Origin of the sequence: Metabacillus malikii (assembly GCF_030813355.1) — a bacterium.
Classification (GTDB): domain Bacteria; phylum Bacillota; class Bacilli; order Bacillales; family Bacillaceae; genus Metabacillus; species Metabacillus malikii.
This window is the reverse complement of record NZ_JAUSUD010000003.1, coordinates 226,405-247,447: the sequence shown is the minus strand read 5'-3', so window position 1 is coordinate 247,447 and position 21,043 is coordinate 226,405. Positions and strand designations below refer to the sequence as shown.

At 36.3% G+C, this 21,043-nt stretch carries 18 protein-coding genes; 3 read left to right on the top strand and 15 right to left on the bottom strand.

Annotation, left to right across the window (positions count from 1 at the left end):
* Nucleotides 1-16: 16 nt before the first annotated feature.
* The 4 genes from J2S19_RS05105 to J2S19_RS05090 form a co-directional block, all read right to left on the bottom strand.
* Nucleotides 17-736 carry a LutC/YkgG family protein gene (locus J2S19_RS05105; protein ID WP_307338200.1) on the bottom strand — a complete coding sequence of 240 codons (720 nt, stop codon included), beginning with the start codon at nt 734-736 and terminating at the stop codon, nt 17-19.
* Between the two features lies 1 nt (nt 737).
* Nucleotides 738-2,162 carry a LutB/LldF family L-lactate oxidation iron-sulfur protein gene (locus J2S19_RS05100; protein ID WP_307338197.1) on the bottom strand — a complete coding sequence of 475 codons (1,425 nt, stop codon included), beginning with the start codon at nt 2,160-2,162 and terminating at the stop codon, nt 738-740.
* A 1-nt stretch (nt 2,163) separates the two neighbouring features.
* Nucleotides 2,164-2,886: a (Fe-S)-binding protein gene (locus tag J2S19_RS05095; protein ID WP_307338194.1), complete on the bottom strand. Its 723-nt coding sequence runs from the start codon at nt 2,884-2,886 to the stop codon at nt 2,164-2,166.
* Between the two features lie 113 nt (nt 2,887-2,999).
* Nucleotides 3,000-4,316 carry a uracil/xanthine transporter gene (locus tag J2S19_RS05090; protein WP_307338191.1) on the bottom strand — a complete coding sequence of 439 codons (1,317 nt, stop codon included), beginning with the start codon at nt 4,314-4,316 and terminating at the stop codon, nt 3,000-3,002.
* Between the two features lie 570 nt (nt 4,317-4,886).
* Here J2S19_RS05090 and J2S19_RS05085 point away from each other — a divergent pair.
* Complete coding sequence (locus tag J2S19_RS05085; RefSeq protein ID WP_307338189.1) at nt 4,887-5,276, top strand: sporulation protein; 390 nt, start codon at nt 4,887-4,889, stop codon at nt 5,274-5,276.
* Nucleotides 5,277-5,428: 152 nt separating this feature from the next.
* Nucleotides 5,429-5,707, top strand: coding sequence for a DUF1232 domain-containing protein (locus tag J2S19_RS05080; protein ID WP_307338187.1), 279 nt, complete (start codon nt 5,429-5,431; stop codon nt 5,705-5,707).
* 48 nt (nt 5,708-5,755) lie between these two features.
* Here J2S19_RS05080 and J2S19_RS05075 read toward each other — a convergent pair whose 3' ends face one another.
* From J2S19_RS05075 to J2S19_RS05065, 3 genes are all read right to left on the bottom strand, one after another.
* Nucleotides 5,756-6,526 (bottom strand): alpha/beta hydrolase, encoded by a 771-nt coding sequence (locus J2S19_RS05075; protein ID WP_307338184.1) that lies wholly within the window; start codon nt 6,524-6,526, stop codon nt 5,756-5,758.
* A 149-nt stretch (nt 6,527-6,675) separates the two neighbouring features.
* Nucleotides 6,676-8,244 (bottom strand): histidine kinase N-terminal 7TM domain-containing diguanylate cyclase, encoded by a 1,569-nt coding sequence (locus tag J2S19_RS05070; RefSeq protein ID WP_307338181.1) that lies wholly within the window; start codon nt 8,242-8,244, stop codon nt 6,676-6,678.
* Nucleotides 8,245-8,380: 136 nt separating this feature from the next.
* Nucleotides 8,381-9,013, bottom strand: a complete 633-nt coding sequence (locus tag J2S19_RS05065; RefSeq protein ID WP_307338179.1) for a TetR/AcrR family transcriptional regulator — start codon at nt 9,011-9,013, stop codon at nt 8,381-8,383.
* A gap of 174 nt (nt 9,014-9,187) precedes the next feature.
* Between J2S19_RS05065 and J2S19_RS05060 the strand changes: the two genes are divergently transcribed.
* Complete coding sequence (locus J2S19_RS05060; RefSeq protein ID WP_307338176.1) at nt 9,188-10,375, top strand: YhgE/Pip domain-containing protein; 1,188 nt, start codon at nt 9,188-9,190, stop codon at nt 10,373-10,375.
* A 49-nt stretch (nt 10,376-10,424) separates the two neighbouring features.
* Here J2S19_RS05060 and J2S19_RS05055 read toward each other — a convergent pair whose 3' ends face one another.
* From J2S19_RS05055 to J2S19_RS05020, 8 genes are all read right to left on the bottom strand, one after another.
* Nucleotides 10,425-11,354, bottom strand: a complete 930-nt coding sequence (locus J2S19_RS05055; RefSeq protein ID WP_307338173.1) for a manganese-dependent inorganic pyrophosphatase — start codon at nt 11,352-11,354, stop codon at nt 10,425-10,427.
* Nucleotides 11,355-11,445: 91 nt separating this feature from the next.
* On the bottom strand, nt 11,446-12,339 hold the full coding sequence (locus J2S19_RS05050; RefSeq protein ID WP_307338170.1) for a 50S ribosomal protein L11 methyltransferase: 894 nt from the start codon (nt 12,337-12,339) through the stop codon (nt 11,446-11,448).
* A gap of 687 nt (nt 12,340-13,026) precedes the next feature.
* Nucleotides 13,027-13,749: a Crp/Fnr family transcriptional regulator gene (locus J2S19_RS05045; protein WP_307338167.1), complete on the bottom strand. Its 723-nt coding sequence runs from the start codon at nt 13,747-13,749 to the stop codon at nt 13,027-13,029.
* Nucleotides 13,750-14,120: 371 nt separating this feature from the next.
* Nucleotides 14,121-15,290, bottom strand: coding sequence for a tryptophan synthase subunit beta (trpB, locus tag J2S19_RS05040; protein WP_307338164.1), 1,170 nt, complete (start codon nt 15,288-15,290; stop codon nt 14,121-14,123).
* A 315-nt stretch (nt 15,291-15,605) separates the two neighbouring features.
* The gene (locus J2S19_RS05035; RefSeq protein WP_307338160.1) at nt 15,606-16,496 is read right to left on the bottom strand and encodes a peptidylprolyl isomerase; all 891 of its coding nucleotides are present in this window, start codon (nt 16,494-16,496) and stop codon (nt 15,606-15,608) included.
* Nucleotides 16,497-16,908: 412 nt separating this feature from the next.
* Entirely contained in the window at nt 16,909-17,106 is a 198-nt protein-coding gene (locus J2S19_RS05030; RefSeq protein WP_066330280.1) for a cold-shock protein, read from the bottom strand.
* A gap of 214 nt (nt 17,107-17,320) precedes the next feature.
* Nucleotides 17,321-20,458, bottom strand: a complete 3,138-nt coding sequence (locus J2S19_RS05025; RefSeq protein ID WP_307338158.1) for an MMPL family transporter — start codon at nt 20,456-20,458, stop codon at nt 17,321-17,323.
* A 2-nt stretch (nt 20,459-20,460) separates the two neighbouring features.
* Nucleotides 20,461-20,922, bottom strand: coding sequence for a MarR family winged helix-turn-helix transcriptional regulator (locus tag J2S19_RS05020; RefSeq protein ID WP_307338155.1), 462 nt, complete (start codon nt 20,920-20,922; stop codon nt 20,461-20,463).
* Nucleotides 20,923-21,043: the final 121 nt, after the last annotated feature.

The window sequence follows — 21,043 nt, the reverse complement described above, 5'->3', positions numbered from 1 at the left end:
ACCGTCCCCATGCTTCTCATTGGTCTTCGACGAGGATGTATGTTGCTTTGATTGGGCCGTGGACGCCGACGATTAGGTTTAGTTCGATGTCGGCACTGTTACTTGGTCCTGTTATGAAGTCTATACAGGACGAGATTTGTTTACCTTCTTTGACTTGTTTACTTATTTCTGTTGTTGCTTGTGTCAGTCTTGGGACTAACGTGCTTTTTGGAATAATCGCGATATATGTTTTCGGTAGCAGGCTGACTGTTCTACCTTTGTTTTTACTGCTGAAAAGGACAACGGTACCTGATTCTGCGAGTGTGATATCACTGTAGGTAATCCCTACATCCGCCTGTTCAGCGGCCTCAATGTTTTTTTCGGTTAACACAGGATCCCAAACATGGACAGCTTTTCCCTCGGAAGGCCACTTCTTGTTTAAGCTTTCTTGCAAACCAAACTGCTCATGTCTTTCATCATTCCAAGTGACGATACGATTTACTTCATACTGTGTAAAGACATTGTTGATAACGTTGATGAGCTCAGATAATGTCGTTTCAATAAACTGCGTATGGATGACCTCACAATGTTTCTTTAAAACATCAACTAACTCATCCTTTGAGGCATCACATAATACATCGCGCTGAGGATTTGTGTTCCATTCCGGCTTTTGTACATCTTGCTTTCTTTTCCGTCCGAGCTTGGCTGCAAGATTGTTTAAAAATGGCTCGCGGTGATAGATTTGTCCTTGTTCCATCTTAGTCCCTCCCTTTTTCTCTCTTTTTATACCAATCTCTAAATCTCTCTTTATCTGGTGCAGGAAAATCACGGACATCTGTCCAAGGCTTCATCGGTCCAGGACCTTTCTGGATGCTGTTATCTTGTGTAAACGGAGCCATCACTGTTGAGGCAGACTTTGTTCCGGCTTTATAAAGGCTAGGTGTACTAGCTGCAAGCTGATAGCCCTTCATCGCTAGCTTTTCAGCAAATGGAGATTTCTTCTCATCTTCAACAATTTTCCTGCGATGTTTAATTAATAATTCATGTAACGGTATTTTGACAGGACAAGCATCCGTACAGGCCGCACACAAGCTTGAAGCATATGGCAATTCCTTATAATCTTCATATCCACCTAACAGTGGTGATAAAACTGCACCGATCGGACCAGCATAAATCGAGCCATACGAATGACCACCGATATGCCGATAAACAGGACAAACATTGACACATGCGGCACAGCGTATACAATGCAGCGCACTTTGAAATTCTGTTCCAAGTATATTTGAACGTCCATTATCAACGATAACAAGATGAAATTCTTCAGGCCCATCGACATCTCCTGTCTCTTTTGGACCTGTTAATCCCGTAATATAGCTCGTTAGCTTTTGTCCAACAGAGCTTCTACATAATAAACTAACAAGGATATCAAGCTCCTCCCACGTTGGGACGATTCGCTCCATTCCCATCACTGTTATCTGTGTTTTTGGTAAAGCGGTTACAAGTCCTGCATTTCCTTCATTCGTGACAAGACTAATTGAGCCGGATTCAGCAACTGCAAAGTTACAGCCTGTAATTCCCAAGTCAGCACTCAAAAACTCTTGGCGCAGCTGTTCGCGTGCAAAAAGTGCTAGTTCTTCCGGTATTTCCGTTTTCTCATAGCCCTTTTTCTCTTTAAATGTATCTCGAATTTGTTCTTTATTTTTATGCAGCGCAGGTACGACAATATGTGACGGGGGATCATGGTCATCGAGCTGTAAAATATACTCACCTAGGTCTGTTTCAACTACTTCACAGCCGGCTTTTTCTAATGCTGCATTTAAATGAATTTCTTCAGTGACCATTGATTTTGATTTAACGACTTTTTTTGCTTGCTTTTCCTTTGCAACATTTGTAATATACTCATTTGCCTCTTCCTTCGTTTGCGCAAAGAAAACATGTCCACCTCGTTTGATGACATTCTCACTTAATTGTTCCAAATAAAAATCAAGGTTTTCAAGTGTATGTGTACGAATCTCCTCACCGAGCTTACGCCATTCCTCCCAATTACCTAACTCTTCGACCGCAGCTAGCCGCTTCCCCTGCATTCTTTCCTGTGCTGATACAACGGCATTGCGCATAAATGTATTTTGTACACCTTGATCAACCCGTTCAAAGAACTTCTCTTCACCAATTTTCATCGCCATTTTACTTCACCTCACTATTTAAAACTTCTGCGATATGCATGACTTTGATTTGTTTCCCTTTTCTGTTTATACGTCCACCGATATTCATTAAACAGCCACAATCTGCACCTATGAGTACTTCAGCACCTGTTTCCTCAATATGCTGTACTTTCTCATCAACCATTTGTTCAGAAATTGGCACCATTTTTACTGAGAATGTCCCACCAAAGCCACAGCAGTTCTGACTATTTGGTAAAGGCTTAACCTGTAAGCCTTCAACATTATCTAGTAATTTAGCTGGCGCATCCTCTACACCTAGTAATCGTGTCATATGACATGATTTATGATAGGTTGCACATACTGGTAAACTAGCATTCACTTTCTCTACGTTAAGTACCTCAACAATAAATTGTGTTAGTTCATATGATTTACTCGCCAATTGTAGGGCTCTCTGCTTCCATTCAGGTTCATTTTCAAATAAATGTCCATACTCGCGAAGCATCGCGATACACGAACCGGATGGGCCAACGACATAATCTGATTTTTCGAATGAACGAATCATATGCTTCGCTACTTCTTTTGTCTCTTTATGATAGCCACTATTATAAGCTGGCTGACCACAGCATGTTTGCTGTTCAGGAAAATCAACCTCACAGCCTAGTTTTTCTAACAACTCAACGGTATGCTTTCCGACATTTGAATAGAAAATATCGGCTAAGCATGTGATAAAAAGAGAAACCTTCATTCGATAACCCCCTAATGTATTTCTATCTATCAACCTTTACTTTTTATTGATTATACTACTAAACTATTCGTTTTCACACCCGTTTATATCCGTTTTGTTGAGTTTATTTTTGTTTAATTGTTATTATTTGGTGATTGCGATTTATTTTTTCCCTCGAGTTCCTTCCAATTTACGACCTTTTCTAATAGTACAGATAGAAACACACCGACGATAAATCCATTCCCGATAATTGGTTGTAAAAAGATCGGTAAACTTGTTAATACCTCACTATCAATTGTCATGATACAAACCCCGACTAAAACCGGGATCGCGAGACGATAGATTGTTTTAGAATCAAACGGATAGCCATTTATACTTTTTAAAGAGGTTCCAAACAGTTGTAAATAGGCTACAAATAATACCGCATTACCTACAGTAATCGGCAACGTTGCTAGTAAAGAACCAAGGATTGGAATGACACCTAAGATAACCATCAATCCTCCGCCAATTAAAAATGGCTTTTTCTTTAATAGATTTGTGCTTTCTAGAAATCCTATTGACGAAGCATAAGGTGAATATGAAATAAGTCCAAGAATTGGGGCACTGACTGCATATATGCCTGTTAATAGATAGGAAAATTTATATTGCCGGAACGAAACGTTCTCATCATGAAAAAGTCTTGAGGTCGCTTCAACACTTGTTGCTGTATTGCTTAAATTTAATAAACATCCTAAAAATGTAATCACAATGATACCAATTTCTAAATTTGGTGTCCCTAACGGAAATATTGTGAATGCTGCTGGACTTGTCATTTTTGCTGCTTCTCCTTGAAACAATATCGAGTATCCGGCCCAGCCGACGATAATTCCAATTAAAATAGAAAAATTTGAAACGATTCTTTTACCTACAATATTTACTAGACTTACAAATATGACAAGGGCGACTGAATAAAGTGTAATCGCAAGGTCAAGTGTTCCATCTGATTTCACCTTGAGCATTCCTTCAAAAAAGACGAATATGAGTTGAAAGGTTAATAAAAATAAATAGACACTCATCACCATTGGAGTGATGATTTTATGTAACAGCGGAAATAAATGAAACACCGATAAAATGATTGTGAAAACGCCTGCTAACATCATTCCTGTTGCGATACCACCACCAATTTGGGCAATTGTCATACCTAATGCATTTGCTGAGAAACATAAATTTAAGACGAGACCCCAAATCACCCCAGATGGGCCTTCCATAATTGGATAACGATGTCCAAACATTCCTTGCAGCATACAGGCTAATCCTGTAAAAATAAATGAGCTCCGTTGAATCGTTGCGATTTCGGCAGCTGTTAATTCAAACGCTGCACCAATTGAAATCGGTACAACGACAACATTTGCAAAAATAAAAAACAACCATTGTATTGATGCCAATGTTGTTGTCAATGTAGGTTTATTCATGATGATGCTCCTCCTTTGAATTCATTACGAGAGGCTGCTTTCGATACTTTCTTTCATTCCCAGTCCTCACTTTAGTTGATTTCCCATATCGAACTAGTTCATGACATATTTATAAAGTTATAATTTGAAGCGAGCTTTTCGTATGGATAAATACCCTTTTTTACAACTATTTTCCTTTTTTATCAAAAACCCCTTGACGGTATTTCAATAATCTATTATGATTATTTCTAATATATCATATCTCCTAAAGGGGAGTAGCTTTTACAACAAAGTCGTCACTACAGAGTGCAAATGAACTCTCGGCTTTGTTGGCAACGAAAATGTTGTTAGCAAGACCTTTACTGTACGGTTGGTAAAGGTTTCTATTTGTTTTAAAAACCTTTACCCATTTCGGTAAAGGTTTTTTCTATTTCACAGGATGGAAAATTTTACCTACAAAGGGATGAGCAGAGTTATAAGTTATCAATGTTAGCCATGGATATTAAATGTTCAATATCTATACAAAAATAAAAACAACATTGTATGTAGGAGCAGATATACAACGAATATATGAAAACTAGGAGGAAAAATATGATGTTACTTAGAAAATATATGTCTTTATTAGGAGTCGGTTCAGCCCTGATAGATTTAATCTTGCCAAAAGATACGTATTCACGAGGAGAAACAATTAATGGTCACTTTTTCATTAAAGGTGGCATTACCTCTCAGCAACTGAAGCGTATTGAATGTGATTTAGTTCAAGTATGTAATGTAACAGGTGATGAAAAGGTAATTGATAATACTATGATCCTCTCATCAAAGGAATTAAATCCTGAGGAAAACAGTCAAGTTTCGTTTACATTTCAACTGCCAGACACGATACCAGCTACGTCAGAGCGTACCTCTTACCGTTTTAAAACAAGATTAACCTTTAAAGAAGGGGTCGAGAGCAAGGATCAAGACCTGATTCAAGTCATTTAAGCTCTATGTTTTGGTTAAAATGAAGTAATATGAATATGTCAGGGGTTTAAAACATTTCCCTAGATGATTCTCTAATTATGGGCTTACAGTTCATGTTAAATTAGTTTTAAATATACATGTCACACATGATTAATTTCTCAGAGGAGTGTTTTATGAAATATTTAAAACGCCTAAAATTCATTTTTACATTTTGGCGCTTCATCCCATTTTTAAAGGATTTCTTTCTTTCAACAGAGGTTACAAAGACAAGGAAACTAGTAGGGGTTGGCTTTTTCCTCTTTTATGTATTCTTTCCGTTCGATTTAATTCCAGACTTTCTAGCATTTTTCGGAATTGTTGATGATGTTGTCATTGCAACTTTTTTACTCGAACGAATTGTGAAGTTTGCACCATTATCGTTGAAGGAAAAATATAATCTTTTAGAAAAATAATTGCTAAAAAAGTGCTATCTCAAATTTCGAGAAGCACTTTTTTCACGTTTATTTAAGTGGTAACCATTTTAGTACATCTTTAATTTTCTCATCCCAATATTCCCACTCATGGCTTCCAGGTCCATAATCGGTTGTTAAAGAGTAACTCGTTTGTTCACATTTTGCTGTAAAGGTGAGGTTGCTATCATAGAGAAAGTCCTCCGTACCACAGCATTGATAAAGGTCAGGCTTCAGGGTTTGCTTTTCACCTTGTTCCAATAACCATAACAAGTCATTATCTGTGTTAGCAATCTCATCCTCCCCGTAAATTAGACTAAATACATCTTGTAAATGGTTCGGTTGTTTAATCCACTTTGCCATATCTAACGCACCTGATAAGCTTGCCGCTGCAGCAATTCTGTCTGGGTGACGAAGTGCCCACTTAAACGCACCGTAGCCCCCCATTGATAATCCCGCAACAAAGTTGTCTTCTCGCTTCTCTGATAAAGGGAAGAAGGAACGGGCTATTTCAGGTAATTCTTCTGTTAAAAAGGTCCAATAGCGATTTCCATATTTCATATCCGTATAAAAACTTTGATGTACCTGTGGCATAACGACCGCTAATCCAAGCGGTGCAACATACCGTTCAATCGATGTCCGCCTTGTCCAAATCGTATCATCATCACTAAACCCATGAAGAAGATAAAGTGTTTGATGCTTATCAGCCTTCATTCGATTCTCCATCCCAATCTGCGACGAAGTCTGCTGCGGCAAAATAACCGTCATCGACGTACTCAACGATAAAACTTCCGAAAAAAACTGACATTGAATAAGTGCCATAACCAACATCTCCCCCCTGGGACTGTCCACCTTAATAAACCGGGGACTGTCCCCAAAAATTTTCACTAAAAATGGCATCCAACTCTTAATAATAATTGATGTCTTAATTATGAGACTACCCTAATCTGGGGACTGTCCCCACTTAATCACTAATGCACCCCACTCAAACAAATCTCACCATCCCGATAAATATGAATCGTATTCCTCCCATGATGTTTTGATGCATAAAGCGCCTCATCCGCTCGGTGTAGAAGCTCCTCTATTGAAGCATCGCAGGCTGCTTCAGTTATACCAAAACTTGCCGTCACACTAATTTCTTTGGATGATGCTAAAGGTGTTGTTTCGATGCATTTACGGATCTTTTCAACAATTGCTTCAGCTTGAAGAAGACATTGCTGAGGTAAGCAAATGACAAACTCCTCACCACCATAGCGTCCAAACAAATCTCCTGGTTTTAAGTGCTGCTCACAGATCGTGACGACATGTCGGATAACCTCGTCACCAATTTGGTGTCCATATGTATCATTAATTTGTTTAAAGTGGTCTATATCAAATAGTATAATCGATGTCGACTGTTTCGTTCTATCATTTTGTTGCAGACATTTTTTCGTCTGCTCAATAAATGCTGACCTATTTAATATTTCTGTTAATCCATCTATGTAAGCCAATTTTTCAAGTTTTTCCTGAAGCCGCCTCTGTTCTGTAATATCAAGGATTACAATTGTACTTCCCACAAACTCTCGATTCTTTTTGTATACTGGTGATGAACGGATTTGATAATAAGCACAATTGCCACTCCATTCGATTTCAAACTCTGTCGTATAATTCAAATTCATGACCTTTTGAAAGGGTATTTCATTTGCTTTCCAAATTGAATAAATCGGCATCCCAATTGATTGATTATTTACATTATGAAACAACGCTTTTGCTGATTGATTAAAATCAACAATTCGTTGCTTTGCATCTAATACAATCACTCCATCACGCATTGTATCAAAAATCAGGCCTCTTGCGATTGGTGCTAATTTTAACAGATTAGTTGATTGAAAGGCCCAAATATATAATGCTGCTGTAACACTCATGACGACAGGGACCGGGTCCATTCCATGTGGTGTTAGCCCTATTAAATAAAGAAATGAAGTCAACATTGGAAGATATAATGCTAGCAGCATGACTGTATTTTGTTTCCAATACGTTGTTTTCGTTTGTCTCCAATATGAAATAATGAAAATCCCACCAACTAATAAGGAAGCAAACGTATAGCTTCCATGTACGATATACCAAGGTCCTATTGTAAAATCAATTAATGATGTACCATCGTTACGTATATAAATAGACTGATAGAAAAAATGATGGATATGATTCGTCAAAACGATGATCGTTGTCAAAGCCGGTATGATAAAGATAAGAATGACATTTTTCTTCACAATGAACTTATCCATCCCTGTATAGACCATGACTAATAACATACTTAATGGCGCTAAATAAGGCATACCAATATATTGTACATAAACCCAGCTAATAATCATCTCTAACTCATAGCTTGCAAGTTCAAAAGCATGACCGAATGTGTAAATTGCTGAGCACAGTGAGATGAGCAGAAAAATCGTGCTCCCATTGAAGGTTTTACGTTTTAAATAGGCATAGAAGCCTAAAATTGTGTTTAATACTCCTGCAACGACCATAATGACCATGTAATGAAATATATCTGATGTCATTGTATTGACTCTCCATTTATAGTTACTTTTTACCAGTTCTATTGTACCATATTTGGTCGTTACCATGTTTTAATAATTTTGACAAAATTTAAATAATTATTTTTTAAACGAGTCCCTCATCTATTTAACGGACAACTCATTTACTCTCTTCATTTTCTAAATAGGTGATTTCATGACCAATAGCCTGCATCGGCCCTTTCGTAATAACATTCCCAAGTTGTTCTGCCATAAATTCAACTGTATAATGATTTTCAGCATTCAATAGCCACCACTTAACAACCCCTATGTAAGCCGAGCTTATGAAACTTAATATAAAATCATATGGTACCTTTAATTGATTTAAATCACCCAATATTTCTATGAAACTGTTTTCGAACTTTTCATATAAGCATTTTTCAATTTTATTTGTGAAATCTGAAATCTCATTCGCTCCTAACATTACTTCATAAAAATTACGATTCTTTTCTAAGTTTTCAAAAATCTGTTTTAATGTTTGTTTAAAACGTGGTGCATGTATGCCTCCTTTATTTAAGTGAAAGGATATATTCACTTCATTCATTAATTCAGCAATATATTCATCACTAATTTGTTCTAGTAAATCGTACTTATCTTGATAATGTAAGTAAAAGGTTGCGCGATTAATGACAGCCTCATCCGCTAAATCCTGAATTGTAATTGCTTCAAAGCCTTTTTTCTTGATAAGTGTAATGAACGCTTCTTTTAGTAACCTTTTCGTTTTTATTACTCGAAGGTCCGTTTTCTTCGCCATTCCTTACTCACTCCTTTACATTTTTGTAAATTACACAACATGTAAGCCTAAGCTGTTGTTTATATAACGAATCAACAAGGATTGCTTATTGTTTCTCGCCTTCAATTTCTTATAATTGGCATTATAAACAACACAATGTTGTATATGTTACAAATTGTCAAGAGGGGGGATTTGATGATGCGCCATTTTTTTCATAACAAGTTAATTTGGGCAGGTTTAGGATTGATTGTTCTCATAACAACTATTTTTACATTTGCATTTATGGGTTCAACTGTTAACCCCACACCTGTGGAGCTACCAATTGCGGTAGTTGTCGAGGATGAGGGAGCCATCTTGCCAAATGGTGAAAGCATGAATATTGGAGAGACATTACTAACAGAGCTTAAAAAGAATGAGTCAAAAGAGGTAAAGTGGCACTTCTTATCTAGACAAGAGGCGTTTGAGGCAATGAATAATAAGGAGATGTACGCAACGCTTTCGTTACCAGTAGATTTTTCACGGTCTATAATATCGCTAACAGACGAGAACTCCGATGTACCAACAGCTACAATCATCATTAATGAAGGATTAAATTTTACCGGGGCAAATATTGCAACAACAATCGCAACGAATGTCGTTACTAATCTGAATCAACAAGTGCAAACACAGTTATTCCAACAGATTGAAGCATTAAAGGTCCCACTATCAACTGAGCTTGCTCTCCAATTAGCAAATCCAATTACGATAAAGACAGACGAAGTAAACAACGTAGCAGCAAACAATGCAAATGGAAATACCCCAGCAATTTTCACACAATTATTATGGTTAGCAACCTTTTTTGCATCGATGACACTTTATACACTAATTAAGAAAGAAACAGGAGGGACATGGTCTGCTTCCTCACTTGTTAGTCAGTTATTAGCAGGAATCCTTTTTGTTGCTGCCCTTTCAGCTGTTACACTGTTTTTATCAACACAAGTTTTGAAGGTGTCTGTTCCGAACATCGGTGAATTTTATATGCTGTTACTGTTTATTGGACTTTGCTTTTTCTTCATACAAAATGCATTGTTAAATTGGATTGGCTACCCTGCAGCACCTTTATTTATTTTACTATTATTTTTTTCGATGCCTATTATGACATTAGCACCGGAATTACTTCCGCCTGTAACGAGAGATTTCTTATACTCTTGGGTCCCGTTTCGCTTTACTGTTGATTCATTACAAGATTATTTATTTTTCAAAAAGGAATTGTTCGCAAACGGAGTTGGTGCAATTGGGATAATCGGATTAATCTCGTTGCTTGTAATGGAGTTGGCTATTTTCAAACCGGTAAATGGGAGAAAGAAAGACAAGAAGCTGAAGGAACAGCCGATTCACCAATAAACAAAAAAGGCATGGATATAAGAGTTTTATTTTCCATGCCTTTCTTTTATTAATTTGTAAATGCTTCTGTTAAGACAGGAACAATTTGCTTTTTACGAGAAACTACACCTTTTAATGTTGCTTGGTTGTTATCTAATGAGACATTGAATGCTTTTTCAACTTTAGCAGTTTCCGTTCCAATTGCAATCGCAACTGAGTCATTCGTTAAAATGTCTGTTACAACAAACAAGAATAAGTCTAAACCTTTATCAGCAACAACTTTAGTAAGAGCTGCTTCGATTTCAGCTTTATTAACAAGTACATCATTCGTATCAACAGCATTAACTTGAGCAATTTCTACTTTGCTTGCACCCATTTGGAATTCTTTTGCATCAAGTGAGATTAATTGTTCAACTGATTTGTCACTTAAATCTGCACCTGCTTTTAACATATCTAATCCGTATGTATCCGCATCAACACCAGCGATTTCCGCAAGTTCTTTAGCAGCGTCAATATCCTCTTGTGTACAAGTCGGTGATTTAAATAATAATGAATCAGATATAATTGCTGATAACATTAATCCAGCTGTTTCTTTTTCAATTTGAACACCGTTTTCTTTGTACAGTTTATTTAAGATTGTAGCTGTACAGCCAACTGGCTCTGCACGGTAATAAAGTGGATCACTTGTTTCAAAGTTTGCAATACGGTGGTGGTCGATTACTTCAAGAACACGAACCTCTGTAATATCGTCAGCACTTTGTTGACGCTCGTTATGGTCAACTAAAATAACTTCCTTTGCTTCAGCTGCCACTTTTTCAACTAAACGTGGTGCTTCCTTTTTAAAGAAGTCAAGTGCATATTGTGTTTCACCATTTACTTCACCTAAACGAATTGGCTCAGCAGCTTGTCCAAGCTTATTTTTTAATTCAGCATACGCAATCGCGGAACAGATTGTATCTGTATCCGGATTTTTATGACCAAAAACTAATACTTTTTCCATAATAATCTCCTTTACACTGTTAAATATATTCTATTCTATCATAGTTTACATGACGAAAATAACCACGAACAGGAAAAATTTAATCAGAATGTTATGATTTCTTTTCAAATGAAATTGTCACCCATTCATTCGTTTGAGCTTTTTCATGAATAACAAAGCCACCATCTTTAAATAACGCTAATAACTCATCCAGATTCCATTCAACAAGACCTGAAATAATAAACTGATTGCTATTTTTCAATAAATCATGATGCTTAATAATTTGAACTGTTTCATTTGCACCAATATTGATAAAAATGACGTCATAATTGTCTTCAATTTCATAATCACCTGTAATTAAATCCGCTTGAACAACGTCAATATCATTCGTTAACTCGTTTAATTGTGCATTATGATACAGTTCTCTTGCCACATCTTCATAATCAACGGCAACAACTTTCTTTGCACCTTTTAACGAAGCGGCAATTGTTAGCATACCAGAGCCTGTTCCAAGGTCTAATACCGTTTTATCTGCTAAATCTGAATCAAGTATCATTCTTAAACAGCCTTGTGTTGTTTCATGAAGCCCTGTTCCGAATGCTGCTAATGGGTCAAATTTCAACACTTGTTTCCCTATGTACTGTTGTTCTGAATTTGGGTACGTAATCACCCAGTTATTGCCGAGGTCTATATCCTCAAATTCATACGTCTGTTCCCATTCTGATTCTTCGCGCGCCGTATGCATGATATCCTCTTTTTTAAGCTGTAACGTCTCTGTAATTAGTGAGAAATACTCATCCGGAAGGCCATCTACTTCACAATCACTCGCATAAATTTTTAATGCCACATGTTCTTCTGCCTTTTCCTCATAGCCATAACCATTTTGAACTTTAATAATCTCAATTGGTGGTTCATAATACAAGTTGTATATTCCTGCAGCATTTAATTTGTCTGTCATGTCATCAATTTCTTTATAAGGTACGTTTATGATAAATTCATGTAACATTTCTTTTCCTCTTTCATTTTCGGCTTTTTTCATCGGCTTTGTAGCTTTTCACTTAGTTGGTAGCTTCCGCTGCATTGCTCTCCTTCCGAGGAAGTGAGCCTGACTAGCATCGGCGGCATCAATTAAGTATATAAAAAAGCTTCAAATTTCTTAGAAAAGTGCCTTTATTTTCGGCTTCGTTCTATCTTATTTGTTGTGGGTAGCCTACATCCTTATTTATCATATCAAACAACTTACAGATATTCTATTCTATGGCACAATAACAGAATGACTATGTTTGGTAACATATGAGTTAAGGTAAAACATACTTACCTATGTGATAGATGTCACATCACGTTTTTTATTGATAGATTATTATCTAGTTAATAAGTTGGTTGGAAGGTAATAGAGGAATGATGTAGTAACAGATTTGAGAGTGTTTCAGTTGATAAAGCGATCGAGTGGTGTATTGCTTCTGATTACTGTGGATTAGTGGGTTGAATTAAATGGTATGTTGGTTTTCTATGGTCTTACAGGCAGAAAAGGGTTCATCGAAGTTATGCAGTAGGTTTCAACCAATTTATTTTCACAAAATCGGATTCAGCTCCCAATATTAGTTCATTGACAATATGCTAATAGTCATCTAACTATTTAATTACAAATAAAAACTACTAGCAGAAGAAATTTCTATTCCTCCACCAGTAGTCTTTATAAACGACAAACTTGCACTGGACAGTCCTCACAGCTGCAAATTGTGCGGAGCCCATCTACATCTAGAATGGTAATAAAGCCTTTGTCATAAGTAAGAAGATTGTCTTTTTTTAATTGATTAATCATACGTGTGACCGTTTCGCGAGGCGTTCCGATTAAACAAGCTATTTCATCATGTGTGAATTTTTTAGTGATTTCCCATACGCCATTAACGTGGACACCATACGTATTTTTCATCCGAATAAGCGCTGAAGCTAATGCACCATTTTTACCAAAAAACATTAAATCCCTTAGCTTCGTTTGTGTTAATGTTTGTGAGTAACTGACCCACTTAGTAAATTCAATTGCAAAGTTACGATTTTGCCATTGCAACAGCTCAATATCCGGCTTCTCAATGATGCCAATGGTTGAATCTTCAATCGCCTTAGCATTTTCCATTGCTCCGTGGCTGCCATTTGATACGTAACCTCCAAACAAATCGCCGCTTTCATAGTAATTCAAAGTGAGTACTTTCCCGTCTTCCGTGCTTTTATATAAAGTAAGTGCACCTTCTATAATAAAATACATATTTTCAATCATTTCACCTTCAGAATATAGATATTCTCCACTTTTAAGATGAATACTTTTCATCCTTTTCTTTAATTCTGTTAGACTATCAGCTGAAAAAATATGTGTGTTAACAACTAGTTGATTTGTAATTTTCCCCATCATTGCAGTCATCGCCTCACCGTTCTAATCTTATTTTCAATGTAAAGAATGGTCGAGTTAATTGTTATCAGAGAATCCTATAGTGATTCATCATTTCCCCTTTTGTTCTTATCATAATATATTAAGAGTACATGTATATGACGCATTTGTTAAGTGTCCAAATTTCAACAATCCTGACAGATATTTCTCTGTCATTTAATCATGCGTATTAGATAATTAGTTAATAAGGCTTGAACACAGAAAAATGGTACAAACCTCAAATAGGGATGCCTTTAATTACCATGTATACGAAAACAACCAATAAATAAAAAGGCCGAAATCAGATTGACTTCGACCTTTCTTACTTATAGGAATGTGATGACTGAACTCTTTTCAGTTACGAGTCATTCACTTTTTCGAATCATTTCGTATACTTGCTCAACATCCTTATCACCGCGACCAGAAAGATTGACAATTAATATATCATCCTTGCTATAGTTCTTCGCTGCCTTCATCGCATAAGCAATTGCATGGGCACTTTCTAATGCCGGAATAATCCCTTCAACCTTTGATAAAACCTGAAAGGCTTCTAATGCTTCCTGACCTGTTACTGTTACATATTGCGCTCGATTCGTTACTTTTAGATGACTATGTTCTGGACCAATTCCTGGGTAATCTAAGCCAGCTGCAATTGAGTAAGTAGGCTTAGGATTTCCGTCTTCATCTAATAGTGTAATACATTTAAATCCGTGGATTACAGCAGGGACACCCTCAGTTAAGGTTGGTGCTTCAGCTGGTTCAACTCCAATTAACTGCACTGCTTCTTCATCAAGATAATGTGCAAAAGAGCCGATTGCATTACTCCCACCACCCGCAACTGCGATAACCGCTGTAGGGAGTTTCCCTTCCTTTTCAAGGATTTGCTGTTTCGATTCCTTACTAATGATTGATTGGAAGTGTTTTACGATTGTTGGAAATGGATGTGGTCCAACGGCTGAGCCTAATAAATAAAATGTTGTTTCAAAGTTTTTTACAAGATCATTTAATGCCTCATCAACAGCATCCTTTAAACGTCCTTGCCCCTTTTTAACAGGAACAACCTTCGCACCTAGCAGTTCCATACGGAAAACATTTAAAGCTTGTCTTTCCATATCCAGTTTCCCCATATAAATTGTGCAATCCATACCTCCGACAATTGCACATGCTGTCGCTGTCGCTACACCGTGCTGCCCAGCACCCGTTTCTGCGATGATGCGCGTTGCACCCATTCGTTTCGCAAGTAAAATTTGTCCGATTGCATTGTTAATTTTATGTGCCCCGGTATGATTTAAATCCTCCCTTTTTAAATATATTTTCGCGCCACCAACTAGCTTTGTTAAGTTCTCTGCAAATGTTAACGGATTTTCGCGTCCAATATATTCTTTCATATAATAATCGAATTCTTTTATAAATTCAGGGTCATTCTTATACTTTTCAAAGTTATCATCTAAAATTGTTAAAACATTCTTCAAGTCATCTGGTACATAACTACCGCCAAATTCTCCAAAATAACCTTTATCTTCTTGTTGTGTCATATCGATTCTCCTTTTTGAAAGTCTAGAATATTCTGAATATAGTTATTATATCACTTTCTAAGAAGACCTATAAACTCTTTTATGCTTTCATCTCACAAATACACCACATTAACAAGCTGAATAATACTAGATTTGTTACTACTAATGTTTGAAAATAGCGCTTCTTCTTTTTCATGTTCATACGCCTCTCATTTCTTTCTATCTACATGTAAGACGTATGAATTTTAAAATTGTTTCAAAAAATGACAAGTTTCGATATTTTTTTCAAAAACGACAAAAAGAAACGGACTTATTAAAGTCCGCTTCTTTTTTATACTACTCTTTAGTTAAATAATTTTTCGGGCTATATTCTTTCTTTTTCTCCTCTAACCATTTAGGGCTTTCTTCTTGCATCTTCGTAGAGAATAAATAGTCTTTGATTTCATCTTTACTTTTCTCGAAGTTCGCTTCTTCTGCTTCCTTCTTATCTGTTACTTTAATGATATGAAAACCATGCTGTGATTTAACAGGTTCAGAAATTTCATCAACCTTCATAGCAAATGCAGCTTTTTCAAATTCTGCAACCATTTGTCCTTTTGGAAAGAACCCAAGTTCACCGCCAGCTTGAGCTGAACCTGTATCTGTAGAGTATTCTTTAGCTAATTCAGCAAAGTCTCCACCTTCATCAAGTTTCTTTTTCACTTCTTTAGCTGTTGCTTCATCCTCAACTAAAATATGACTTGCTTCCACTTGTTCTTGAACAGCGTATGTTTCTTTATTTTCATCAAAATGCTTTTGCATTTCTTCATCAGTTATTTTAATTTTTGGTTCTAGAAGTTTTTCAATTTCCATGTTTGTTTTCATATTCTTTTTAAAATCTTCTTCAGTCACTCCACTTGAAGCTAACGCCTGCTGGAATGCTTCTTCCCCACCGATGCTCTCGATAGTCTTTTTCACTTCTTCATCAATTTCTTTATCTGTTACACTAATTTTTTCTTTTTTAACTTCTTGATCAATAATGCTTTGTGTAATTAACGTTTCTACTGCAGCTTCACCATTTTGCTCTACAAAAAATGTGTATAAATCATCTTTTGTGAGGTTTTCTTTCCCTACCTTTGCTACTACTTCACTTCTAGTAGATAGGAAGATAAATACTGCAATTGCAGCTACGATAAGTATTGCTAGAATAACAATTGTTTTCTTGCTTGAAATAATTTTTTCTACCATGTTTATTCTCCCTTAATTTGAGTGTCCTGGTCCTTATGTTGAAACTTTGACAAATCGATCGTATAAAAAAAATATGCGTTAATGTCCATTTTACAGGATTGCTAGAAGAATTGGAATGGAAATGATAAACTTTTTCGTTTTTGTTCTTTTTATCCTACTAAACTATCATTCATCATAGAAGGGATTAGTTTTTGTTTTTAGGGATAGATTAACAATGCAGATAAAAATAGATATTGTAATTTTTACAGATTGGTTGACTTCCACACAGTTTACGCCTTTTCGAGATAGGTGATAGCCTGTCTAGATATGAGAACGAAGGAGTCTCGCACTTTCGTTTTAAATATGAAAAGAACAGAAAAAGACCTCACTTAAGTGAGGTCTTTTTATAAGAGCTGCTTATGCAGCGTTATACTTATTTTTGTACGTTAGCAGCTTGTGGTCCACGAGCGCCTTGTTCAACTTCAAAAGTAACTGTTTGGCCTTCTTCTAAAGTTTTGAAACCTTCGCCTTGGATAGCAGAGAAATGTACGAATACATCGTCTTGACCTTCAACTTCGATAAATCCAAAACCTTTTTCTGAGTTAAACCATTTTACTTTACCTTCTAACATTACTTTTCCTCCTGTGTGGAATGAATATGATAAATATCCACATTGTATTAATATTCTTGCTAGACAACGATTGTATTAAGAGGAGGAAACTTTTGAAGCAACATCCATCTAAATATCACTATCCGAACAAAAATAATTAACTATATTCTAACATCGTTTCAAAATGAACGCAAGGTTTGAATTGGGTTTCATGACCAATTTCCCATTTCCCAATTTATACTCTTTTAAAAGGCCACCAATTTCCTTGACCAAATGTTTTCACCATAACAGGTACAAATAATGGTAGAACAATAAATGCATAGAGTAATAGTCCTGTTAAGATAATCGATGCAATTTGGATAAGTGATAACATTCCTGACGGGATCATCGCTGCAAATGTACCACCTAAAATAACGACAGCCGAGATAATGACCGTTCCCATTTTCTTCATCGCAAGTAACATCGCATCAGCAACAGACATTTCTTTATATTCGTTAAATCTGTCCATTAGGAAAATACTATAATCAACACCTAGAGCGACGAGAATAACAAAAGCAAAGAAAGGAACTGCCCAGCTAATTCCTGTATAGCCTAAAATGTTTACAAATATTAATTCATTAATACCCATTGCTGTGTAATAAGTTAAGATGAGTGATCCGATTAAATACATCGGCATAATAATCGATCTGAATAAGAAAATAAGAATAATCGATATTCCGACAAGCATTAAAATTACAGTGCGTGTATAGTCATTATTAGACATTGTGCTTAAATCAGCATTTACACTCGTAATTCCACCAATAGCCACCTTCGCATTTTCCAGTTTTGTATCCTTTGTCGCACGTTCAACCGCAGCAGTAAGTTCATCTACTTGATTAATAGCTTCGTTTGAATATGGGTTAGCGTGAAAAATTACGTCAAAAGTCATCACTTTTCGGTCTGTCGAAAGATACGTATTAAGTGCTTCTGAAAAATCTTCGCTTGTTAACACCTCTTCAGGTAAATAAAAGCCTACCGATTCTTCTGCTTTTGATAAATCGGCTAAATATGTTTGAGCAGAGCCTAAGCCATCTGAAACTTGATTTAAGCCATCAACACTTTGCCCAAGACCATCCGTTAATTGTGCCATTTGTCCATCAAGGTCACCAAAGCCATCTAACAATTGCTTTTGTCCATCGGCAACACCTGATAATCCATCAGAAAGCTTCGGCATATTGCTAACAATTTGACCTTGACCGTCTGCTAATTGATTTAGCCCTTTCTGTTGTTGCTCAATTCCCTCAATTAGTTTGGTAATTCCAGTAGAAATTTGAGACTGACCTTCAATTAGCTTAGCAAAATTCTCGTTCGCTGTGTTAACACCCGTGCTTGCCTCAGCAAATTTTCCATTCAACGTAGTCAGACCTGTAGCAAGTGCAGGTAGTTGTTCCGTTGCGACATTTTGTACTGTACCTTTAATTTTCCCATATGTTTGTAAAAACGTTTGATCAGCAAGCAATGCCGCGAATTCTGGATTCTTTTCTAATGTTGTAAAATCGTTATCTAATCCTTTTAATGCTTCTGATAATGCACTAATTCCTTTGCCAACTTTTTCATATTCCGTGTTAAGAGCCGATAATCCACCTGATACTTCTTTATATCCATTTAACAGTGCATTACTGTTTTTCTGAATTTGCTCCGCTCCGTTTTTTGCCTCTGCTAAGCCCTTCTTAATTTCTTCAGAGCCGGCCGTGCCTTGACGAATCCCATCTTCAATTTTTGCTAGATTTGTTTGGATTTCTGTTAGACCAGAATTAATTTCTGTCGTACCGTTTATCAAATCATTAATCCCATCGGTTGCTTCCGTTAGCTGTGGTGATGATTTTGACAGTTCAGTCTCAGCCTCTGCCAACCCGTCACTTATTTGCTTAAGCCCCTCTTTCCCTTCACCAAGACCTTCTTCTAAAGTCTCGGCTTGTTTTGAAACATAAAAATCTTCAATCTTTTCCCCAGTTGGTCTCGTAACAGAACGAACAGTATCGACTAAATCAACTGTTTCTAACTCTTTTGAGATACCTTCTGCAAGACTAATATATTCTGTTGAGTCCATTTCCTCATCGTTTTTCAATACAATTTGTGTCGGCATCGATTCTCCAGGACCAAAGCCGTCAGCAATAGCATTAAATGCTTTTATTGCAGGGACATCGCTACTAATTTCCTCTAATGAGTTGTACGAAAGCTCACCTTCGTATTTTAGTAAAAATGGTACGGAAACTACCGCAACTACAGCTAAAGCAATTAACGGTCTTGCTAAAGAGAATTTTCCTACAGTACCCCAAAGCCTACTATCCTTATGTTCAAGTTTACCTTTTGAAGGCCAGAAAATTTTATTTCCTAATACCGCCATAAAGAAAGGTACAACCGTAAATAAAGCGACTAATAATACTGCAACCCCAACAGCTACTGCTGATGCTGATTGGTATAACTTAAATTGAGAGAAACCAATTGCGGCAAAACCAATCATTACTGCAACACCACTAAAGAATACTGTTCTACCGGCATTGCGATACGTTTCAACAATTGCATCTGCAACATTCTCGTGATGTGATAATTCCTCTTTGAATCTACTTAATAATAAAATACAATAATCTGTACCTATACCGAATAATACCGCTACTAAAAATATTTGCGTAAAGTTTGAGATTGGAAAATTAACTGTATCAACTAAAATTGACACAATTGATTGTGATGCCAAATACGTTATCCCAACTGTTATAAGTGGAATAATTGGTGCAATGACTGATCTAAAAACGAGAAGTAATACTGCTAAAATGAAGACAACTGTAATCCCTTCTGTTTTTTTCAAGCCTTCTTGTGAGCTTGTCATGACAGCCTCATCAATCATCCAACCGCTCGTATAATAATGTTCTACGTTAATCTCATCAATTGTTTCGTATAGTTGGTCTGTTACTTCCTGAGCTGTACGATCGTCCCAGCGTAAATTAACAGAAGTAAGGATTGTCTTTCCATCCTCCGATACTAGCTGACTTTTTAGAGCCTCTTCACGAAAATGAGTTAACACACTTGTGACAGCTAACTCTTTATTGTCCTCTAGCAATGTTATTGCTTTTTCAGCCTCTTTTATTTCTTCATCTGTTAATCCCTTTTCATTATGAAAAACGAGTGCAACCTGTGTTTCATCAGCAGAGTTCTCTTCTGACTGTACTTCATCTAATATTTCTGATGCTAAAGTCGATGAATACCCTTCAGGTACACTTATTTGTCCTTTTTCATGTACGAGATGTGCCATGTTAGGAGCAATAAAAAATAACCCTACAACAACAGCGACCCATGCAACGATAACAGCCCATTTCCCTTTAATGATTGCTTTCACGATTATTCCTCCACCTTTATTTCTTTAAAATTATAAAGTATCGTATTTAATTTCTCGTATGTTTCTATAAAGGAAACAATTTCTTTTTCATCAAAGCTAGTAATAAATGACTTTACTAAATTCTGAATATTTTTTTCTGTTTTTGTGTAGAAGTCAATTCCCTTGTCCGTTAATGTTAAGTAAATAACCCTCCTATCATTTTCATCGCGTGTTCGTTTAATTAGCTCCTTTTCTGTTAAGCGATTAATGATTGCTGTAATTGCACTTTTTTTCACATCGAAAACTTCAGCCAGCTCAGTTGAAGTACATGTCTGATTCAAATAGATATAGCGCAATGTGTAGCATTGATCATATGTAATATAATCGCCGATACTGTCCTTCATCAGACTTTCGCCACGCTTTGTGACAGAAAAAGAAACTGATAAGTACCTATTTATTAAATCTTCTATTTTCTTTTCATCCATTATGAGGTGCCACCCTTCTAATAGTTAAAGTGTTTAACTATTCAACTGTTTAACTATAAAACGCACCATTTAGTTTGTCAATGACTTCCATATATTTTATTGTTAACATTTTTTAGCAGTT

Bases quoted from the DNA above. Each gene is read 5' to 3' on its own strand.
- J2S19_RS05050 (WP_307338170.1), bottom strand. From the start codon at position 12,339: ATGTTACATGAATTTATCATAAACGTACCTTATAAAGAAATTGATGAC.
- J2S19_RS05035 (WP_307338160.1), bottom strand. From the start codon at position 16,496: ATGGTAGAAAAAATTATTTCAAGCAAGAAAACAATTGTTATTCTAGCA.
- J2S19_RS05080 (WP_307338187.1), top strand. From the start codon at position 5,429: ATGAAATATTTAAAACGCCTAAAATTCATTTTTACATTTTGGCGCTTC.
- J2S19_RS05090 (WP_307338191.1), bottom strand. From the start codon at position 4,316: ATGAATAAACCTACATTGACAACAACATTGGCATCAATACAATGGTTG.
- J2S19_RS05100 (WP_307338197.1), bottom strand. From the start codon at position 2,162: ATGGCGATGAAAATTGGTGAAGAGAAGTTCTTTGAACGGGTTGATCAA.
- J2S19_RS05045 (WP_307338167.1), bottom strand. From the start codon at position 13,749: ATGACTGCAATGATGGGGAAAATTACAAATCAACTAGTTGTTAACACA.
- J2S19_RS05060 (WP_307338176.1), top strand. From the start codon at position 9,188: ATGATGCGCCATTTTTTTCATAACAAGTTAATTTGGGCAGGTTTAGGA.
- J2S19_RS05070 (WP_307338181.1), bottom strand. From the start codon at position 8,244: ATGACATCAGATATATTTCATTACATGGTCATTATGGTCGTTGCAGGA.
- J2S19_RS05085 (WP_307338189.1), top strand. From the start codon at position 4,887: ATGATGTTACTTAGAAAATATATGTCTTTATTAGGAGTCGGTTCAGCC.
- J2S19_RS05055 (WP_307338173.1), bottom strand. From the start codon at position 11,354: ATGGAAAAAGTATTAGTTTTTGGTCATAAAAATCCGGATACAGATACA.
- trpB (WP_307338164.1), bottom strand. From the start codon at position 15,290: ATGACACAACAAGAAGATAAAGGTTATTTTGGAGAATTTGGCGGTAGT.
- J2S19_RS05105 (WP_307338200.1), bottom strand. From the start codon at position 736: ATGGAACAAGGACAAATCTATCACCGCGAGCCATTTTTAAACAATCTT.
- J2S19_RS05030 (WP_066330280.1), bottom strand. From the start codon at position 17,106: ATGTTAGAAGGTAAAGTAAAATGGTTTAACTCAGAAAAAGGTTTTGGA.
- J2S19_RS05020 (WP_307338155.1), bottom strand. From the start codon at position 20,922: ATGGATGAAAAGAAAATAGAAGATTTAATAAATAGGTACTTATCAGTT.
- J2S19_RS05065 (WP_307338179.1), bottom strand. From the start codon at position 9,013: ATGGCGAAGAAAACGGACCTTCGAGTAATAAAAACGAAAAGGTTACTA.
- J2S19_RS05075 (WP_307338184.1), bottom strand. From the start codon at position 6,526: ATGGCACTTATTCAATGTCAGTTTTTTTCGGAAGTTTTATCGTTGAGT.
- J2S19_RS05095 (WP_307338194.1), bottom strand. From the start codon at position 2,886: ATGAAGGTTTCTCTTTTTATCACATGCTTAGCCGATATTTTCTATTCA.